At 58.9% G+C, this 17,069-nt stretch carries 19 protein-coding genes and 1 tRNA gene; 16 read left to right on the top strand and 4 right to left on the bottom strand.

All coding sequences use genetic code 11. The annotated features are described in order from the left end of the window. The 14 genes from L9Z73_RS11870 to L9Z73_RS11805 all read left to right on the top strand — a co-directional run. The coding region (locus tag L9Z73_RS11870; RefSeq protein ID WP_247400518.1) for a YebC/PmpR family DNA-binding transcriptional regulator at positions 1–538 on the top strand (538 nt) is incomplete at its 5' end. 157 nt (positions 539–695) lie between these two features. Next, entirely contained in the window at positions 696–1,220 is a 525-nt protein-coding gene (ruvC, locus tag L9Z73_RS11865; RefSeq protein WP_247400516.1) for a crossover junction endodeoxyribonuclease RuvC, read from the top strand. A gap of 67 nt (positions 1,221–1,287) precedes the next feature. Then, complete coding sequence (gene ruvA, locus L9Z73_RS11860) at positions 1,288–1,899, top strand: Holliday junction branch migration protein RuvA (RefSeq protein ID WP_247400514.1); 612 nt, start codon at positions 1,288–1,290, stop codon at positions 1,897–1,899. Continuing rightward, positions 1,900–2,958, top strand: coding sequence for a Holliday junction branch migration DNA helicase RuvB (gene ruvB / locus L9Z73_RS11855; RefSeq protein WP_024077146.1), 1,059 nt, complete (start codon positions 1,900–1,902; stop codon positions 2,956–2,958). A 139-nt stretch (positions 2,959–3,097) separates the two neighbouring features. Beyond that, positions 3,098–3,553, top strand: a complete 456-nt coding sequence (gene ybgC, locus L9Z73_RS11850) for a tol-pal system-associated acyl-CoA thioesterase (protein WP_247400512.1) — start codon at positions 3,098–3,100, stop codon at positions 3,551–3,553. Between the two features lies 1 nt (position 3,554). After that, entirely contained in the window at positions 3,555–4,250 is a 696-nt protein-coding gene (gene tolQ, locus L9Z73_RS11845; RefSeq protein ID WP_017847129.1) for a protein TolQ, read from the top strand. A gap of 23 nt (positions 4,251–4,273) precedes the next feature. Next, positions 4,274–4,726, top strand: coding sequence for a protein TolR (gene tolR, locus L9Z73_RS11840; protein WP_161630238.1), 453 nt, complete (start codon positions 4,274–4,276; stop codon positions 4,724–4,726). Next, a complete protein-coding gene (tolA, locus tag L9Z73_RS11835; RefSeq protein ID WP_247400510.1) occupies positions 4,726–5,799 on the top strand; it encodes a cell envelope integrity protein TolA in 1,074 nt (357 codons plus the stop codon). The genes tolR and tolA overlap by 1 nt, the downstream gene beginning before the upstream one ends. Positions 5,800–5,816: 17 nt before the next feature. Next, positions 5,817–7,097 (top strand): Tol-Pal system beta propeller repeat protein TolB, encoded by a 1,281-nt coding sequence (gene tolB / locus L9Z73_RS11830; RefSeq protein ID WP_247400523.1) that lies wholly within the window; start codon positions 5,817–5,819, stop codon positions 7,095–7,097. A gap of 52 nt (positions 7,098–7,149) precedes the next feature. Further along, positions 7,150–7,650, top strand: a complete 501-nt coding sequence (pal, locus tag L9Z73_RS11825) for a peptidoglycan-associated lipoprotein Pal (protein ID WP_003209827.1) — start codon at positions 7,150–7,152, stop codon at positions 7,648–7,650. A gap of 6 nt (positions 7,651–7,656) precedes the next feature. Beyond that, entirely contained in the window at positions 7,657–8,481 is an 825-nt protein-coding gene (gene ybgF / locus L9Z73_RS11820; RefSeq protein WP_247400509.1) for a tol-pal system protein YbgF, read from the top strand. A 164-nt stretch (positions 8,482–8,645) separates the two neighbouring features. Beyond that, positions 8,646–9,293, top strand: a complete 648-nt coding sequence (gene queE / locus L9Z73_RS11815) for a 7-carboxy-7-deazaguanine synthase QueE (protein ID WP_017847133.1) — start codon at positions 8,646–8,648, stop codon at positions 9,291–9,293. Positions 9,294–9,309: 16 nt separating this feature from the next. Further along, positions 9,310–9,984 carry a 7-cyano-7-deazaguanine synthase QueC gene (gene queC / locus L9Z73_RS11810; RefSeq protein WP_247400521.1) on the top strand — a complete coding sequence of 225 codons (675 nt, stop codon included), beginning with the start codon at positions 9,310–9,312 and terminating at the stop codon, positions 9,982–9,984. 63 nt (positions 9,985–10,047) lie between these two features. Continuing rightward, positions 10,048–10,123: transfer RNA gene (locus tag L9Z73_RS11805), tRNA-Lys, on the top strand. Positions 10,124–10,292: 169 nt separating this feature from the next. On the opposite strand, the gene L9Z73_RS11800 is transcribed toward L9Z73_RS11805, so the two are convergent. After that, positions 10,293–12,293 carry a hybrid sensor histidine kinase/response regulator gene (locus L9Z73_RS11800; protein ID WP_247400493.1) on the bottom strand — a complete coding sequence of 667 codons (2,001 nt, stop codon included), beginning with the start codon at positions 12,291–12,293 and terminating at the stop codon, positions 10,293–10,295. Positions 12,294–12,781: 488 nt separating this feature from the next. On the opposite strand from L9Z73_RS11800, the gene L9Z73_RS11795 reads away from it, so the two are divergent. Next, complete coding sequence (locus tag L9Z73_RS11795; RefSeq protein WP_247400520.1) at positions 12,782–14,182, top strand: lactate dehydrogenase; 1,401 nt, start codon at positions 12,782–12,784, stop codon at positions 14,180–14,182. Positions 14,183–14,422: 240 nt separating this feature from the next. Continuing rightward, entirely contained in the window at positions 14,423–15,481 is a 1,059-nt protein-coding gene (gene nadA / locus L9Z73_RS11790; protein WP_247400491.1) for a quinolinate synthase NadA, read from the top strand. A gap of 68 nt (positions 15,482–15,549) precedes the next feature. Here the strand turns inward: nadA and L9Z73_RS11785 are convergent, their stop codons facing one another. The 3 genes from L9Z73_RS11785 to L9Z73_RS11775 form a co-directional block, all read right to left on the bottom strand. Beyond that, on the bottom strand, positions 15,550–16,038 hold the full coding sequence (locus L9Z73_RS11785) for an RDD family protein (RefSeq protein ID WP_247400487.1): 489 nt from the start codon (positions 16,036–16,038) through the stop codon (positions 15,550–15,552). Positions 16,039–16,143: 105 nt separating this feature from the next. Next, on the bottom strand, positions 16,144–16,359 hold the full coding sequence (locus L9Z73_RS11780) for a cold-shock protein (RefSeq protein ID WP_247400485.1): 216 nt from the start codon (positions 16,357–16,359) through the stop codon (positions 16,144–16,146). 388 nt (positions 16,360–16,747) lie between these two features. Continuing rightward, the coding region (locus tag L9Z73_RS11775) for a glycine cleavage T C-terminal barrel domain-containing protein (RefSeq protein WP_282598595.1) at positions 16,748–17,069 on the bottom strand (322 nt) is incomplete at its 5' end.

The raw sequence follows: 17,069 nt of genomic DNA, 5'->3' as shown, positions 1-17,069 counted from the left end.
GGCCCGTGGCGCCGGTGCGGCCGATACCGACGACATGGTCGAGCTGACCTACGAAGGCTACGGCCCGGGCGGCGTGGCGGTGATGGTCGAGTGCATGACCGATAACCGCAACCGTACCGCTGCGGCCGTGCGCCACGCCTTCAGCAAGTGCGGTGGCAACCTTGGCACGGATGGCTCGGTGGCCTACCTGTTCGAGCGCAAGGGCCAGATTTCCTTTGCGCCGGATGTGGATGAAGACGCGTTGATGGAAGCCGCGATGGAAGCGGATGCTGACGACGTGGTGACCAATGAAGATGGCTCCATCGACGTGTTCACCTCGTTCGCCGGGTTCTATGCGGTGCGTAACGCGCTGGAAACCGCTGGTTTCAAAGGCACCGACGCGGAAATCGTGATGCTGCCGACCACCAGCGCCGAACTGGACCTGGACGGCGCGCAGAAAGTGCTGAAGATGCTGGATATGCTTGAGGACCTGGATGACGTGCAGAACGTCTACTCTAATGCTGACATTCCAGAGTCGGTAGCCGAGCAACTGGGCTGAAGGGCGATGTGGATCAACATGTGAGAGGGGGCTTGCTGCCGATGGCGGTGTGTCAGTCATTTATAAATCGACTGAACCACTGCCATCGGGAGCAAGCCCCCTCCCACATTGGATCTTCCCTGTATCAAAAATTGTGTTTACCCGACCTGCAGGCGTTATGACTTTAATCCTAGGTATCGACCCCGGTTCGCGCATCACCGGCTTTGGCGTGGTGCAACACACCCCGCGCGGCTGCGTGTATGTCGCCTCGGGCTGCATCCGCACTGGCTCGGGCGAGTTGGCCGAGCGCCTGCAGATCGTCTATCGCGGTGTGCGTGAAGTGATCCAGACCTACAAACCGGTGACGATGGGGATCGAAAAGGTGTTCATGGCGAAAAACGCCGACTCGGCCCTCAAGCTCGGTCAGGCCCGTGGCGCCGCCATCGTGGCAGGTGCCGAAGAGGCCATGGAAATCGCCGAGTACACCGCCACCCAGGTCAAGCAGGCCGTGGTCGGCACCGGTGCGGCCAATAAAGAACAGGTGCAGATGATGGTCATGCACATGCTCAAGCTCACCGCCAAGCCGCAGATCGACGCCTCCGACGCCCTGGCCATCGCCATTTGCCACGCGCACACCCGTTCCAGCCTGCTGCCTCACGGCCTGGGGGCGGCACGCAGTCGTGGCGGGCGGCTACGTCTCTGATAGCATCGGCGCAATCGTTATTTCCGGTCAGGCCTCGCTCTGACCCCAAGCCTTAAGGATTTGAACCGTGATTGGACGCTTGCGCGGCACCCTGGCTGAGAAACAGCCGCCGCACCTGATTCTGGATGTCAACGGGCTGGGGTATGAGCTGGAAGTGCCCATGACCACCCTGTACCGCCTTCCGTCGGTTGGCGAGCCACTGACCCTGCATACTCACCTTGTGGTGCGCGAAGATGCGCAGCTGCTCTATGGTTTCATTGGCAAGCGTGACCGTGACTTCTTCCGCGAATTGATTCGCCTCAATGGCGTAGGGCCGAAACTGGCCCTGGCGCTGATGTCGAGCCTGGAAGTGGATGAACTGGTGCGCGCCGTTTCGGCCCAGGACACCTCGGCGCTGACCAAGGTGCCGGGGGTCGGCAAAAAAACCGCCGAACGCCTGCTGGTGGAGCTCAAGGACCGTTTCAAGGCCTGGGAAGTCGCCCCGAGCATGTTCGCGCTGGTGCCGAACCAGCCGGATCTGCCGGCGGGCCAGGTGGCGAGTGCCGAAAGCGATGCGGTCAGCGCGCTGATCTCCCTGGGCTACAAGCCGCAGGAAGCCAGCAAAGCGGTGTCGGCCATCAAGGACAAGAACCTGAGCAGCGAAGACATGATCCGCCGAGCCCTGAAGGGAATGATTTAAGTGATTGAAGCTGATCGTCTGATCGCGGCCACGGGGCCCCGTGACCGTGAAGAAATCCAGGATCGCGCCATCCGCCCCCTGAGCCTGGCCGACTACATCGGTCAGCCCACCGTGCGTGAGCAAATGGAGTTGTTCATCCAGGCCGCGCGTGGGCGCAGTGAATCCCTGGATCACACCTTGATCTTCGGCCCGCCGGGGTTGGGTAAAACCACTCTAGCCAACATCATCGCCCAGGAAATGGGGGTGTCGATCAAGTCCACCTCCGGCCCGGTGCTGGAGCGTCCGGGCGACCTGGCGGCGTTGTTGACCAACCTCGAACCGCACGACGTGCTGTTTATCGACGAAATCCACCGGCTGTCGCCCATCGTCGAGGAAGTGTTGTACCCGGCGATGGAGGACTTCCAGCTCGACATCATGATCGGTGAAGGCCCTGCGGCCCGCTCGATCAAGCTCGACCTGCCGCCGTTCACCCTGGTGGGCGCGACCACGCGTGCGGGCATGCTGACCAACCCGTTGCGAGACCGTTTCGGTATTGTTCAACGTCTAGAGTTCTATAGCACCGCGGACCTGGCGACCATCGTCAGCCGTTCGGCCGGCATTCTCGGCCTGCCCCTGGACCCCGAAGGCGCGTTTGAAATCGCCCGTCGGGCGCGGGGCACGCCACGGATCGCCAACCGCTTGCTGCGGCGCGTGCGTGACTTTGCCGAAGTGCGGGCCAAGGGGCATATCACCAAGCCTGTGGCCGACCTGGCGTTGAACCTGCTGGACGTGGATGAGCACGGCTTCGATCACCAGGATCGACGGTTACTCCTGACCATGATCGAGAAGTTCGACGGTGGCCCGGTGGGCGTGGACAGCCTGGCGGCCGCCATCAGTGAAGAGCGCCATACCATTGAGGACGTGCTGGAGCCGTACCTGATCCAGCAGGGCTACATCATGCGCACGCCGCGGGGCAGGGTGGTTACCCGGCATGCCTATTTGCACTTTGGGCTAAACATTCCGTCACGATTGGGCGAGATGCCCGTGGTAGACGAATTCCTCGATGCAGTGGACGATTAAAAGGACTTTGTTCATCGATTTATTCGAGGTTTGTGCTGTCCTAGTGGCTGGCGTCGTCATTCAGTCATTGAAAATGTTTCAGCGAATGAAAAAACAGTTGCCTGAGCGGATTGGCAACCTGAGGAGTAAGCACTAGAGTATGCGCGCGCAAAACGGGGATCAGTCGTTCGCACATCGCTGTCGCGTTTATTACGAGGACACCGATGCTGGCGGCATCGTGTATTACGTCAACTACCTCAAGTTCATGGAGCGGGCTCGAACCGAGCGGCTACGGGAGCTGGGCTTTGCCCAATCCCAGCTGGCAGGAGAGGACCTGTTGTTTGTCGTGCATTCCAGCGAGGCGCGTTATTACGCACCCGCGCGATTGGACGATGAGCTGCTGGTCAGCGCTGAAGTAATCGAATTGAACCGGGTCAGCCTGCGCTTTAAACAGCAGGTCAGGCGGGCTACGGATGCAACGCTGCTCTGTGAGGGGCAGTTCCTGGTGGCGTGTGTGCGCACCAATAGTTTGAAACCTCGGGCCATTCCCGAAACTCTACGTGCGGCCTTTGCTGCCGTGAGCGGCGCGGGTAAACAATCAAAGCAGGAGATTTAGCGTGGAACCTACCGTCGTCGACCATTCCTCCATGTGGAGCCTGGTCAGTAATGCCAGTGTCGTGGTTCAACTGGTGATGCTGATCCTGTTAGCCGCATCGGTTACATCCTGGGTCATGATTTTTCAGCGCAGCAACCTGCTGCGTGCCGGTCGACGAGCCCTGGAGAGCTTCGAAGAGCGCTTCTGGTCGGGTATCGACCTGTCCAAACTGTATCGCCAGGCAGGCAGCAACCCTGACCCGGATTCGGGCGTCGAGCAGATCTTCCGTGCCGGCTTCAAGGAATTTTCCCGCCTGCGCCAGCAGCCGGGCGTCGACCCGGAAGCGGTCATGGAAGGCGTGGCCCGTGCCATGCGTGTGGCCATATCCCGCGAAGAAGAAAAGCTGGAGCAGAGCCTGCCGTTCCTCGCCACCGTGGGCTCCGTCAGCCCGTACATCGGCCTGTTCGGTACCGTGTGGGGGATCATGAACTCCTTCCGCGGCCTGGCCCAGGCCCAGCAAGCGACCCTGGCCACCGTGGCCCCGGGTATCGCCGAAGCCTTGGTCGCCACCGCGATCGGCCTGTTCGCTGCGATCCCGGCGGTAATCGCCTACAACCGCTTCGCCGCGCGCGGTGAAACCTTGATCAGCCGTTACTACACCTTCGCCGACGAATTCCAGGCGATCCTGCACCGTAAAGTGCACACCAGCGAAGAATAAGCAGGTAATTCCCAATGGCTTTAATCGCTCGAGCTCGCAAAAAGCGCAAGCCGGTCGCCGAGATGAACGTAGTGCCTTACATCGACGTGATGCTGGTGCTGCTGGTGATCTTCATGGTGACCGCGCCGATGCTCAATCAGGGCGTGAAGGTTGATCTGCCCAAGGTTTCCAGCGAAGCCTTGCCGCAAGACAACAACACTCAGGTCCTGACCATTTCGATCAAGGCTGACAAGACCTATTACTGGAACCTTGGCAGCGAAGTCGACACCCAGAAACAGCAGGACAAGGCCATGACCTTGCCGCAGATGACCGATGCCGTGACCAAGATCATCCGGTCCGGCAACGAGGGCGGCAAGCACACCCAGGTGTTCATTCGCGGCGATAAAGTCGTCGACTATGGCTCCGTCATGGGCGCCATGGGCGGGCTGCAGAAGGCCGGCGTCGGTAACGTTGGCTTGATTACCGAGGCGCCCTGATGCACCAACAGCGAGAGCCGTCCGCCTCGGAAAGCTTCTTCTGGCCTAGCGTCTGGGCAATTGCCCTGCACGTCCTGGTGTTTGGCATGCTGTTCGTCAGCTTTGCCATGACCCCGGACCTGCCGCCAGCCAAGCCGATCGTGCAGGCGACCCTGTATCAGCTGAAATCGAAAAGTCAGGCCACCACCCAGACCAATCAGAAGATTGCGGGTGAGGCCCAGAAGTCGGCTGCGCGCCAGACTGAAGTCGAGCAGATGGAACAGAAGAAGGTCGAGCAGGAAGCGGTGAAGGCTGCTGCGGAACAAAAGAAAGAAGAGGCTGCTCAAAAGGCCGAGGAATCGAAAAAAGCTGACGAAGCGAAGAAGGCTGACGAGGCGAAAAAGGCTGATGAAGCCAAAAAGTCCGAGAAAGCTGCCGAAGCTAAAAAAGCTGAAGAGAAACAATTGGCTGATATAGCCAAGAAGAAATCTGAAGAAGAAGCCAAAAAAGCTGCTGAAGAAGAGGCCAAGAAAAAGGCCGCTGAAGAAGCCAAGAAAAAGATAGTCGAAGACGCGAAGAAGAAAGCCGCCGAAGACGCCAAGAAAAAAACTGAAGCAGACGAGGCGAAAAAGAAAATCGCCGACGACGCGAAGAAGAAAGCTGCCGCCGACGCCACCAAGAAAAAGGCCCAGGAAGCAGCGCGTAAATCCGCCGAAGAGAAAAAGGCCCAGGCCTTGGCAGATTTACTCTCCGACACGCCGCAGCGTCAGCAAGCCTTGGCCGATGAGCGTGGCGATGAAGTCGCGGGCAGTTTCGACGATCTGATTCGGGCACGGGCAGCAGAAGGTTGGACGCGTCCACCTTCGGCACGCAAAGGCATGACAGTAGTGCTGCAGATCGGCATGTTGCCGGACGGTACGGTGACTTCGGTCAGTGTGGCCAAGTCCAGTGGTGACGGTTCGTTCGACAGTTCGGCGGTCGCGGCGGTCAAGAATATTGGCCGGTTGACCGAGATGCAGGGAATGAAACCAAGCGACTTCGCTCCCTATCGTTCATTCAAGATGACATTCACACCTGAGGATTTAGCCTTGTGAGAAACCTTCTTCGAGGAATGCTTGTCGTTATTTGCTGTATGGCAGGGATAGCGGCGGCGGATGAAAAGAACATCCTGGTCACCAGCGGTAGCGATCGGGCCACCCCGATCGCTGTTGTACCGTTCGGCTGGCAGGGCGGCAGCGTGCTGCCGGACGACATGGCCCAGATCGTCAGCGACGACCTGCGCAACTCCGGTTATTACGCGCCGATTCCGAAAGGCAACATGATCAGCCAGCCGACCCAGGCCAGCGAAGTCATCTTCCGTGACTGGAAAGCCGTAGGCGCCCAGTACCTTATGGTCGGCAGCATCGTGCCGGCCGGCGGTCGCCTGCAGATCCAGTACACCTTGTTCAACGTAGCGACCGAGCAGCAGGTCTTGACCGGCAGCGTATCGGGCACCGCCGAGCAATTGCGAGACATGGCCCACTACATCTCGGATCAGTCGTTTGAAAAACTCACCGGTATCAAGGGTGCTTTCTCGACGCGTCTGCTTTATGTAACGGCTGAGCGTTTCTCCGTAGATAACACGCGCTATACGCTGCAGCGTTCCGACTATGATGGCGCGCGGGCCGTTACCCTGCTGCAATCGCGTGAGCCAATCCTGTCGCCGCGCTTCGCGCCGGACGGCAAGCGCATTGCTTACGTGTCCTTTGAACAGAGACGTCCGCGCATCTTCGTCCAGCACATCGATACTGGCCGTCGTGAGCAGATCACCAACTTCGAAGGCCTCAACGGTGCGCCAGCCTGGTCGCCGGATGGTTCGCGCCTGGCATTCGTGCTGTCCAAAGACGGCAACCCGGATATCTACGTGATGAACATGGCTTCGCGCCAGATCAGCCGCGTGACCAGCGGTCCTGGTATCAACACCGAACCGTTCTGGGGTAAAGATGGATCGACCATCTATTTCACTTCCGACCGTGGCGGCAAGCCTCAAATTTATAAAACGAACGTGGGTGGCGGTGGCGCGGAACGCGTGACCTTTATTGGTAACTACAACGCCAACCCTAAGCTTTCGGCTGATGAAAAGACGTTGGTGATGATTCACCGTCAGGATGGTTTCACTAATTTCCGGGTTGCGGCCCAGGATTTGCAGCGCGGAACCGTAAAAATCCTTACAGATACCAACCTTGATGAGTCAGCCACTGTTGCGCCCAACGGCACCATGGTAATCTACGCCACCCGCCAGCAGGGCCGGGGAGTCTTGATGCTCGTGTCCATTAATGGACGCGTAAGGCTCCCGCTTCCTACCGCACAAGGCGAAGTCAGAGAACCATCCTGGTCCCCTTACCTGAACTGACGCGGCGCTACATGATTTGCTTAACACACTGGGGTTCATTAGGAGTTTCACGATGGAAATGCTGAAGTTTGGTAAGTTTGCTGCTCTGGCTCTGGCTCTGTCCGTAGCCGTTGGTTGCTCGTCTAAAGGCGGCGACAATGCCGGTGAAGGCGCAGCTGTTGATCCAAACGCTGGTTACGGCGCTAACACTGGTGCAGTTGACGGCTCCCTGAGCGAAGAAGCTGCTCTGCGCGCAATCACCACTTTCTACTTCGAATACGACAGTTCGGACCTGAAACCAGAAGCCATGCGCGCTCTGGACGTTCACGCGAAGGACCTGAAAGCTAACGGCGCTCGCGTTGTTCTGGAAGGTAACACTGACGAACGTGGTACTCGCGAGTACAACATGGCACTGGGCGAGCGTCGTGCGAAAGCCGTTCAGCGCTACCTGGTACTGCAAGGTGTTGCTCCAGGCCAACTGGAACTGGTTTCCTACGGTAAAGAGCGTCCAGTTGCTACTGGCCACGACGAGCAGTCCTGGGCTCAAAACCGTCGCGTCGAACTGCGTAAGTAATTCGTCATGCGAACGTGCCGTCGTGCTCTAACTGTATTGGCTCTCAGCCTCGCGCCGCTTGCGGTGTGGGCTGCGGTTCCTGTGGAAGATAGCAACTCAGGCTATAACAATAGCGGGAGCAGTTATCCGCCAGCGGGTTATGGCACGAACGGCGCCTATGCTGGGGGGGCGGCTACGTCCGCTCCCTCGGCACAGGGCGAACTGTTCAACCAGCTGCAACGCATGCAGGATCAATTGTCGCAGCAACAAGGCACCATTGAAGTTCTGCAGAATCAAGTGAACCAGCTGAAGCAAGAAGGCCTGGAGCGATACCAGGATCTTGATCGACGTATAGGAGCCGGCGTTACACCTGCCGCTACTCCTGATAATTCTTCTGCCGGTGGCGCGCCGAGTGCCGCCGCCGGTGGAGCAGCAGCAGGGGCCGCAGCCCCTGCTGCCAGCAGTGAACCGGGTGATCCGGCGAAGGAAAAACTGTATTACGATGCGGCCTTCGACCTGATCAAAGCCAAGGATTTCGACAAGGCCAGCAAAGCCTTTACCGCATTCCTTGGTCGCTACCCAAACAGTCAGTATGCGGGCAACGCCCAGTACTGGCTGGGTGAGGTAAACCTGGCAAAGGGTGATTTGCAGGGGGCAGGCCAGGCATTTGCCAAGGTCAGCCAGCTGTACCCCAAGCACGCCAAGGTGCCGGATTCACTGTACAAACTCGCTGACGTAGAACGCCGCCTGGGTCACACCGACAAGGTCAAAGGCATTCTGCAGCAGGTCGTTGCCCAGTATCCGGGGACTTCCGCTGCACAGTTGGCTCAACGCGACCTGCAGCGCCTGTAAGCGATGCAGTCCGTTTAGAAGAAACCCGCGCCTGGCGCGGGTTTTTTCGTTAGAATCCACGCCCTTTTATGAAACACGCTTCCTGGGGTTGACGCGTTGGCGCAATTCCTTGAAGTGCCTGACGGAGGCGGACAGCCTGTTTAGCTGTTACGCCCGTGGCGACTATGCAAGACACATTACGCATCACCGAAGTTTTTTACTCGTTACAGGGTGAAACGCGAACGGCCGGCCTGCCCACAGTGTTTGTGCGCCTGACCGGTTGCCCTCTGCGTTGCCAGTACTGTGACAGCGCCTACGCCTTCAGTGGCGGCACCGTGCGCACCCTTGAAGACATCCTGGAGCAGGTTGCCGGTTACCGGCCGCGCTACGTCTGCGTGACAGGCGGCGAGCCGTTGGCGCAACCCAACGCCATCCCCTTGCTCAAGCAGCTGTGTGACGCTGGTTACGAGGTGTCCCTGGAAACCAGCGGCGCCCTGGATATTTCCGCTGTGGACCCACGTGTGAGCCGAGTGGTCGACCTCAAGACCCCAGGCTCCAAAGAGGCGCATCGCAACCTCTACGAGAACCTGGACCTGCTGACAGCCAACGATCAGGTCAAGTTCGTGATCTGTTCGCGCGACGATTACGACTGGGCGAGCTCCAAGCTGATCCAGTATGGTTTGGACCGCCGCGCGGGCGAGGTGCTGTTCTCGCCAAGCCATCACGACCTGAACGCACGCGACCTGGCCGACTGGGTGGTGGCTGATAACCTGCCGGTCCGTCTGCAACTGCAGCTGCATAAATACCTTTGGAACGACGAGCCGGGACGCTGACATGACCGAACAACCGATTGATCAAAAACGCGCAGTGATCCTGCTGTCCGGTGGCCTCGACTCCGCCACGGTGGTGGCCATGGCGCAGGCTGAAGGCTACAGCTGCTACACCATGAGCTTTGACTACGGCCAGCGCCATCGCGCCGAGCTGAACGCCGCTGCCCGCATCGCCCGCGACATGGGGGTGGCCGAGCACAAGGTCATTGGTCTGAACCTCAACGGCATCGGCGGCTCGGCCCTCACCGACAGCAGCATCGACGTGCCGGAAGCGCCCAGCGAAGGCATCCCGATCACCTATGTACCGGCGCGCAACACCGTGTTCCTGTCCCTGGCCCTCGGCTGGGCAGAAGTGCTGAATGCCCGCGATATCTTTATCGGCGTTAACGCGGTGGATTATTCCGGCTACCCGGACTGCCGCCCAGAGTTCGTCGAGTCGTTCGAACGCATGGCCAACCTGGCGACCAAGGCCGGCGTAGAGGGGCAGGGCTTCCGTATCCTGGCGCCGCTGCAGAACCTCAGCAAGGCCGATATCGTGAAGGCTGGCGTAGGACTTGGCGTCGATTACTCGCTGACTGTTTCCTGCTATCAAGCAGACGATGACGGCCGCGCTTGTGGGAAATGCGACAGCTGCCGACTGCGCGCAGAAGGCTTCCAAGCGGCCGGAATTACGGACCCAACGCGTTATTTCTGATTTATTTCAAATAAGGTGTTGAATAATCCTTAGAAATCAGTATTATACGCGCCACAACACAGCGGGTCGTTAGCTCAGTTGGTAGAGCAGTTGGCTTTTAACCAATTGGTCGTAGGTTCGAATCCCACACGACCCACCATTTTTGGCGGTTTAGAAAATCCGGAAGGCCCACGCAAGTGAGGATTTCCGGGTTTTTTTTTGCCTTGTGAAAAAGTTGACGTGCCATGTCTCACCGCACGCAATCCGCCTTCCGATGCTGAAACGCGGCTCCGCTTATGCGTGCGTGCTGACGCGGAGGTCGCTTCGACCTATTCCCCGCCCAGCGAGCCGCCCAGCCGGCCCTTGATGACCTTTTGCAGGAGTAAGGCCAACGTCTCAGTGGCGTAGGGCTTTTGCAGCAGCACAAAGCGCTTGGTTTCTTCCTGGGCGATGCGCGCGTATTCGTCGTTGTAGCCTGTAGTGAGCACCACGGGCAGCCACGGGTAGAGTGCTTCGATTGCGTCGAGCAGTTCCAGGCCGCTCATACCCGGCATGGAGATGTCGGAGAACACCACCTGGAAACTTTCCGGGTTAGGGGCCAGGGCTTCCAGCGCGCTCTTGGCGTTCGGCACCCACAACACGTGAAAGCCCATCTGCTCCAGTGTTTGCGAGGTGTAGAGGCCAACGTCGGCGTTGTCCTCGACCATCAGCACGCACAAGTTCGAGACAATCGGTGCGCTAGGGTTGTCCTGGGAGGTCGGCATCGTGCTGGCCTCGACCTTGGGCAGGTACAACATAAACTGGCTGCCCTTGCCGCATTCGCTCTGCACCAGAATTTCCCCGCCCGACTGTTTGGCAAAGCCGAACACTTGCGACAAGCCCAACCCGGTGCCTTGGCCGATGCCTTTGGTGGTGTAGAAGGGCTCGAAGATGGCATCGAGTTTTTCCGGCGCAATACCTGTGCCGGTGTCGCTCAGCGTGATGGTCACATAGTCGGCGACCAGCCCCGGGTGGGCACGTACCGACGGTAGCCAGGCGGCTGTCGCGACCTGGATGGTCAAGTGGCCATTGCCGGACATGGCATCCCGCGCATTGACCACCATGTTCACCAACGCGGTATCGAACTGGCTTTCATCGGCGTTGATAAAGCAGGGTTCATCCGGCACCTCGATGGTGACCTTGATCCGCGAGCCGGTCAGGCTGTCCATCATCTCGCCCACCCGCAACACGCTGTCTCCGACGTTGAACACTTCCGGGCGCAGGGCCTGGCGGCGGGCGAAGGTCAGCAGTTGCGCGGTCAGGCGGGCGGCGCGGTCGACCGTGTTGGCGATGGCTTCCACGTATTTGATGCGCCGCACTTCGCTCAGCGACGGGGTCTTGAGCAAGTCGGCGCAGGATTTGATCACCGTCAGCAGGTTATTGAAATCGTGTGCGACACCGCCAGTGAGTTGGCCAATGGTTTCCAGTTTCTGGGACTGACGCAGGGCGTCTTCCGACAGGCGTAGGGCGTCCTTGGCTTCTTCTTCAGCCTGGATATCACGGCCCACCGCATGGATGTAGTCGCTATCGGGCACGGCGGTCCAGGCGATCATGCGGTAGCTGCCATCCTGGTGGCGGTAACGGTTCTTGAAGTTCGGGAAGTTCTTGCCGTCTCCCAGGCGGCTGACTGCCGATGAGGAGTCGGCCAGGTCGTCCGGGTGTACCAGGGCCAGCAACTGGCTGCCCACCAAGTCGTGTTCGGTGTGACCGAGCATGCGAGTCCAGGCTGGGTTGACGGCGGAAATCACGCCGTCGAGTTGGGCCACCAGCATCAAGTCCGGAGACAGCCGCCAGATGCGGTCACGGTCGCGGGTGCGTTCTATCACCCGTTGTTCCAGGGATTCGTTGAGCTTGCGCAACGCCTCTTCGGCTTCACGTAGGGCCGTGATGTCGCGGGATACGCAGAGGATCTGTTCCGGTCGGCCGTTACTGCCCAGGATCGGGCTGACCTGTACATGCCACCACTTCAGGTTACCGGCCAGGGTCTGGGCCGGGCCGATAAAGCTGGCACTCTCGCCGTTTTTGGCGGCCTGTACGGCGGCCTTGGCGTCTAGGTTGCCTTGATCCTGCCAGAAATCGGGCCAGGAGCAGCCACGGATAGTGTTGAAGTCACTGACCTCCATGATTTTTTGGCCGCCTTCGCTCATGAACGTGAGGCGGGCATCGAGATCGAGTACTTTAATGCAATCGTTGATGCTGGCCAGTACGCGCTCGGTGAACGCTTCGTTTTGGCCCAGGCCGGAGGTGGCCAGTTCGCTGGCCTCAGAGCCCATCCCGACGGTGCTATTCATTTGAGTTTGGCCGAGCGGGTTAAATGGCCTTCATCATGTCATTAAGATACCTCCCCCCACCAGCGACTTCCTTACGCACTGCACTGCTTTTGCTGTGGTAAGGCATTCGATAATGCCGGCACGTTCTGTACATATTCCTACGAGCGATCGCGCGGTATGTGTTGCGTTGACTTACAGCTCCTGAGTCTGCGCGATGCGGCAAAAAGGCAGTTTTTTGACGTGGCTCTTTGCCACTTATTTCGGCTTTAATGCAGTCAATCGCGGCTTATCTTGACTAGATTGGAGGCTACTAAGCTTTTAAGACACGGACTGTCATGACTACGCTAACTCCGATCATCGCTAGCAATCCCCTCATTGTTCGCGCTGCAGCCACACCGCTCGCCATTTCGGCGAACACTGTCGATGTCTCGCCGGTGCGACCTGCCTCGGTGGTCAGCCTCGGTAATCCGGCTGCCGATGTCGTTGATATCTACTCCCGAGACGGGCAGATGCCGGGTCGGGAAAGTGTGCGGGCCTGGGAAAATAGCAGCCAGGACGCAGTCAGCAAGATCATCAATACCAGCTTTAACTCGGCCTCCACGGCCAGTCGCTACAGCGGCTTGGGGGCAGCATTGGTGGCGCAGTTCGCCAAAGGCGGCGGCGCGGGCATTTCACAGTCGGTGCTCAACACCACGGCCGACCGGGCCGGGGACGCCGGTGCGATCAAGGCCGACCAGACCGTGCTGCACAGTAAGGCCGAGAATCAGGTCAGCCTCAGCATCAAGACCGCCAGCGGCAAGACCGTCACCTTCAGCCTGTCCAGCCAGAAAGATGGGCTGGGCGTGCAGGCCACGGTGGAGGGGGGCGATTTAAGTGCTGACGAGCTCAAGGCCGTCGGTCAACTGGGCAGTGCCTTCCAAGCCTCGGTTGATGGCCTGACCGCCGTGCCGCCAAAACTCGACCTAAGCCCATTGACTCAGTTTGATTCAAAGGTGCTGGCGTCCGTAGACCTTAATGCCAAGGTGAAGTCCCAGGGCGGCGATGACCTGACTCTGGCCTTTCACGCCGACAGCCAGAGCCGCACCACACGCATGAGTGGCCCGGCGGGTAGCGTTGACCTGGCGGTGGACCTGAAAAACGCGGCGATCCTCGGCGATGCCAAACAGCAGGCCAACGCGCTGAAAACCTACCTCGCCCAGTTCGACCGAGTGGAAAAGCGAGGGAGTGCCAACACTGACTTGATGGCGATGTTCAAAGACGCGTTCAGCGCCATGAACAGTAACTACCCACAAGGCGCTGGCGCCGTGGAAGCCTTGAGCAACAATCCGAGCGACAAAGGCTTGCTGACCGGCCTGGCTGACTTCAAGGCTTCCATCAAGCAGACCGTAGACAGCTCCAACCCGATGCGCGCTTCAGAGGTCGACAGCTTTTCCTACAATGTGTCGCAAAAAACCCAGGTCAATGGCCGCAGCGGCGCGGATCGCAGCGTCACCCAGAACCAGCAATCGGTGCTTTCGGCGAGCTTCCACAAAGGCCTTGATGGTGGGAAACCGCCGGTGTTTGATGGCAGTCGCGAATCGCAGAATTACCTATATGTGCAAGTACAGGACAGGGCCAGCAGCACCGCGAGCTTTGCCTACAAAGACGGCCAATTGACCCGTGCTTCCGTCACACAGTCGGCTTCCCAGAATACCCACACGCAGAAGTATGTGATGGCCAACCTGGTAGAAGACACCGTGGTGCCGAAGGAAGGCTCATCCAAGCGTGACTACCTGGCACTGCTCGAACACGCGGGCAGGGAAAGCAAAAAATCCAAGGATGCGCTGGAGCAGTCGACGTTGAAGGATGCATTGGCGAAGATGCATGACTCAGTCCTGTTGCAGGATGATCCGGATGTGCTGATGCGCTGAGGTTAATCGTGGTCAACGCGGGAAGGCCCAGTGATGGGCCTTCCCGCTTTTTTTTGTCCGACAGATGCGCCGCGCCGTGCCAGATTAGGCTTTTGAATCCATTCGATATTCTGTAGCCTTGCGCAGCTTCACCTTAACCCGTGCTTGATGACACATCACTTCGTCCGGCGGCGCCCGAAGGGCTCCAGAGCCGGTGGTACACTCGACTTTCGCGCAACGGCGCCTGCAGGTCTTGCGAACATGACGCAAATTTCCGAACGCCTTCTGGTTCAAGCCCACCTCGATGCCAAGCAGCCCAAGGCCCTCAGCGCCGAGGAAGAGGCCAGCCTGCGTACCGCCATCGCCGCCGAGCTCAAAGCTCAGGACGCGGTGCTGGTCGCCCATTTCTATTGCGACCCGGTGATTCAGGCCCTGGCCGAAGAAACCGGCGGCTGTGTCTCCGATTCCCTCGAAATGGCGCGCTTCGGCGCCGCCCACCCGGCCAAGACCGTACTGGTCGCCGGCGTGCGTTTCATGGGCGAGACTGCCAAAATTCTCACCCCTGAAAAACGCATCCTGATGCCGACCCTGGAAGCCACGTGCTCCCTCGACCTGGGCTGCCCGGTGGATGAGTTTTCGGCGTTCTGCGATCAGCACCCTGAGCGCACCGTGGTGGTGTATGCCAACACCTCGGCGGCGGTCAAGGCGCGGGCGGATTGGGTGGTGACCTCCAGTTGCGCACTGGAAATCGTCGAAAGCCTGATGGACAACGGCGAGACGATTATCTGGGGGCCGGACAAGCACCTGGGTACTTACATTCAGCGCCAGACCGGTGCCGACATGCTGCTGTGGGACGGTGCCTGCATCGTCCACGAAGAGTTCAAGTCCAAGCAACTGGAAGACATGAAGGCGCTGTACCCGGACGCGGCGATCCTGGTCCACCCGGAATCCCCGACGTCGGTGATCGAGCTGGCGGATGCGGTGGGCTCCACCAGCCAACTGATTGCCGCTGCTCAGCGTTTACCGAACAAAACGTTCATCGTCGCCACCGACCGCGGCATTTTCTACAAGATGCAGCAGCTGTGCCCGGACAAGGTCTTCATCGAAGCGCCTACCGCCGGCAACGGCGCGGCGTGCCGCAGTTGCGCGCACTGCCCGTGGATGGCGATGAATACGTTGGAGCGCACGTTGCAGTGCCTGCGTGAGGGCAGCAACGAGATCTTCGTCGAGCCTTCGGTGATCCCGCAGGCTGTGCGCCCGCTCAAGCGCATGCTCGACTTCACCCAAGCGGCGCGCCTGAAGCTGGCCGGCAACGCATAGTCGAACGCGGTAAAAAATGTGGGAGGGGGCTTGCCCCCTCCCACATTTTGATCCGCACCAGCAGGGCGTTATTTTTTCCGCTTCGGAACCTGCACCAACTGCGTGTCAGAATAAATGTCATGCCAGCTGCGTTTCTGCTTGTCGAACAGCGACCAGATAAACCCCAGCCCCACGCACAACCACGATGCGATCGACACCACAAAGCGCAACAGCGCCTGCCACAGGCTGATCCGCGAGCCGTCGGCGTTCTGTACGCGCACGCCCCACACCTGCATGCCCAGGGTTTGCCCGGAATGGGTCCAGAACTTGGCGAAGAAGCCAAACAGCACGAAGAACAGAATTGTCGACAGCAACGGGTCACCGTCCAGCGTGCCGGATTCGGTGAGGGTGCGCATTTTGGCTTCGCCCACGAACGCGATCCACACCAGCTTGTAGATAAAGGCCGTGACAATCAGCAGTGCAGTGCAGAGGAGGAAGTCATAGAACATCGCTGCCAGACGACGGCCCAGGCCAACGGCGGGAAATTCGCCTTGGGGGCTCAGCAGGGGTTTGGACATGGCAGGGCTCTCTGAAGAAAAAAGCATTTTACGGTGCAACACCCTTCACGCGCCCATAAAAAAGCCCCTGATGTCACCATCAGGGGCTTTTTGTCGCAGGAAGGATCAGGCTTCGGGGATCACTTCGTCAGCCTGCATGCCTTTCTGGCCTTGCACGGCCACGAAAGACACTTTCTGGCCTTCTTTCAGGCTCTTGAAGCCGTTGCCCTGAATAGCGCGGAAATGCACGAACAGATCCGGACCGCTTTCTGGAGTGATAAAACCAAACCCTTTTTCGTCGTTGAACCACTTGACGGTACCGCTCTGACGTTTATCCGACATTTTCTTATTTCCTTGACGCTAAAAATGAATGACAGTCCCTTTCGCATGAAAGAGTACTGGGCTGGGTTGCAGGAAAGTAAGAGACGTCGAACGGGTTGTAGCAAACTTTGGCTACTGCCCAGGTCAGGTTTCAAGCGACCCATGCAAACACAGTGGACAAACTCTACGACAACTAATGCAGAAAAAACAAGCCCTGCAAAAAGCCCAGCTTTTGCTAGGCCTCATGACATTTCGTTGAATACTCGTGTACCGACTTATTCGATAGAATTAGTCACTTGTTATAGGTTGACACCTATAACAATGACTATCGGGAATGCACTGTTTTATGGCGGTCGCGTTACAGTTTAGTGCGCGTTATTGCGACCGCGTTACTTATAGGAACAGTCAATCAGCCGCGGTAATAGCGTTGCGGCACAAATGGCATTTTACTTACACGTAGTGGCACCTTTTTCCCACGCACCAGTGCAGACACTTCGGTATCCAGCGCGGTGAACGCGCTGTTCAGGTAGGCCATCGCCAACGGGCCGCCGAGGCTTGGGCCAAAGCCGCCGCTGCAGACGCTGCCGATCACGGTGCCGTGTTCGTCGACGATTTCCGCACCTTCACGCACTGGCGTGCGCTCTTGAGGCAGCAGGCCGACACGTTTGCGGCTTACACCGGCTTGCTGCTGGGTAAAGATCCGGTCTGCGCCGGGAAAGCCGCCGGCACGT

This window comes from Pseudomonas emilianonis (genome assembly GCF_023072625.1).
Classification (GTDB): Bacteria; Pseudomonadota; Gammaproteobacteria; order Pseudomonadales; family Pseudomonadaceae; genus Aquipseudomonas; species Aquipseudomonas paraveronii.
This window is presented reverse-complemented; position numbering and strand designations above follow the sequence as displayed.

Bases quoted from the DNA above. Each gene is read 5' to 3' on its own strand.
- ybgF (WP_247400509.1), top strand. From the start codon at position 7,657: ATGCGAACGTGCCGTCGTGCTCTAACTGTATTGGCTCTCAGCCTCGCG.
- tolB (WP_247400523.1), top strand. From the start codon at position 5,817: ATGCTTGTCGTTATTTGCTGTATGGCAGGGATAGCGGCGGCGGATGAA.
- ybgC (WP_247400512.1), top strand. From the start codon at position 3,098: ATGCGCGCGCAAAACGGGGATCAGTCGTTCGCACATCGCTGTCGCGTT.
- tolA (WP_247400510.1), top strand. From the start codon at position 4,726: ATGCACCAACAGCGAGAGCCGTCCGCCTCGGAAAGCTTCTTCTGGCCT.
- ruvC (WP_247400516.1), top strand. From the start codon at position 696: ATGACTTTAATCCTAGGTATCGACCCCGGTTCGCGCATCACCGGCTTT.
- nadA (WP_247400491.1), top strand. From the start codon at position 14,423: ATGACGCAAATTTCCGAACGCCTTCTGGTTCAAGCCCACCTCGATGCC.
- pal (WP_003209827.1), top strand. From the start codon at position 7,150: ATGGAAATGCTGAAGTTTGGTAAGTTTGCTGCTCTGGCTCTGGCTCTG.
- L9Z73_RS11780 (WP_247400485.1), bottom strand. From the start codon at position 16,359: ATGTCGGATAAACGTCAGAGCGGTACCGTCAAGTGGTTCAACGACGAA.
- L9Z73_RS11785 (WP_247400487.1), bottom strand. From the start codon at position 16,038: ATGTCCAAACCCCTGCTGAGCCCCCAAGGCGAATTTCCCGCCGTTGGC.
- L9Z73_RS11800 (WP_247400493.1), bottom strand. From the start codon at position 12,293: ATGAATAGCACCGTCGGGATGGGCTCTGAGGCCAGCGAACTGGCCACC.
- L9Z73_RS11795 (WP_247400520.1), top strand. From the start codon at position 12,782: ATGCCGGGTCGGGAAAGTGTGCGGGCCTGGGAAAATAGCAGCCAGGAC.
- queE (WP_017847133.1), top strand. From the start codon at position 8,646: ATGCAAGACACATTACGCATCACCGAAGTTTTTTACTCGTTACAGGGT.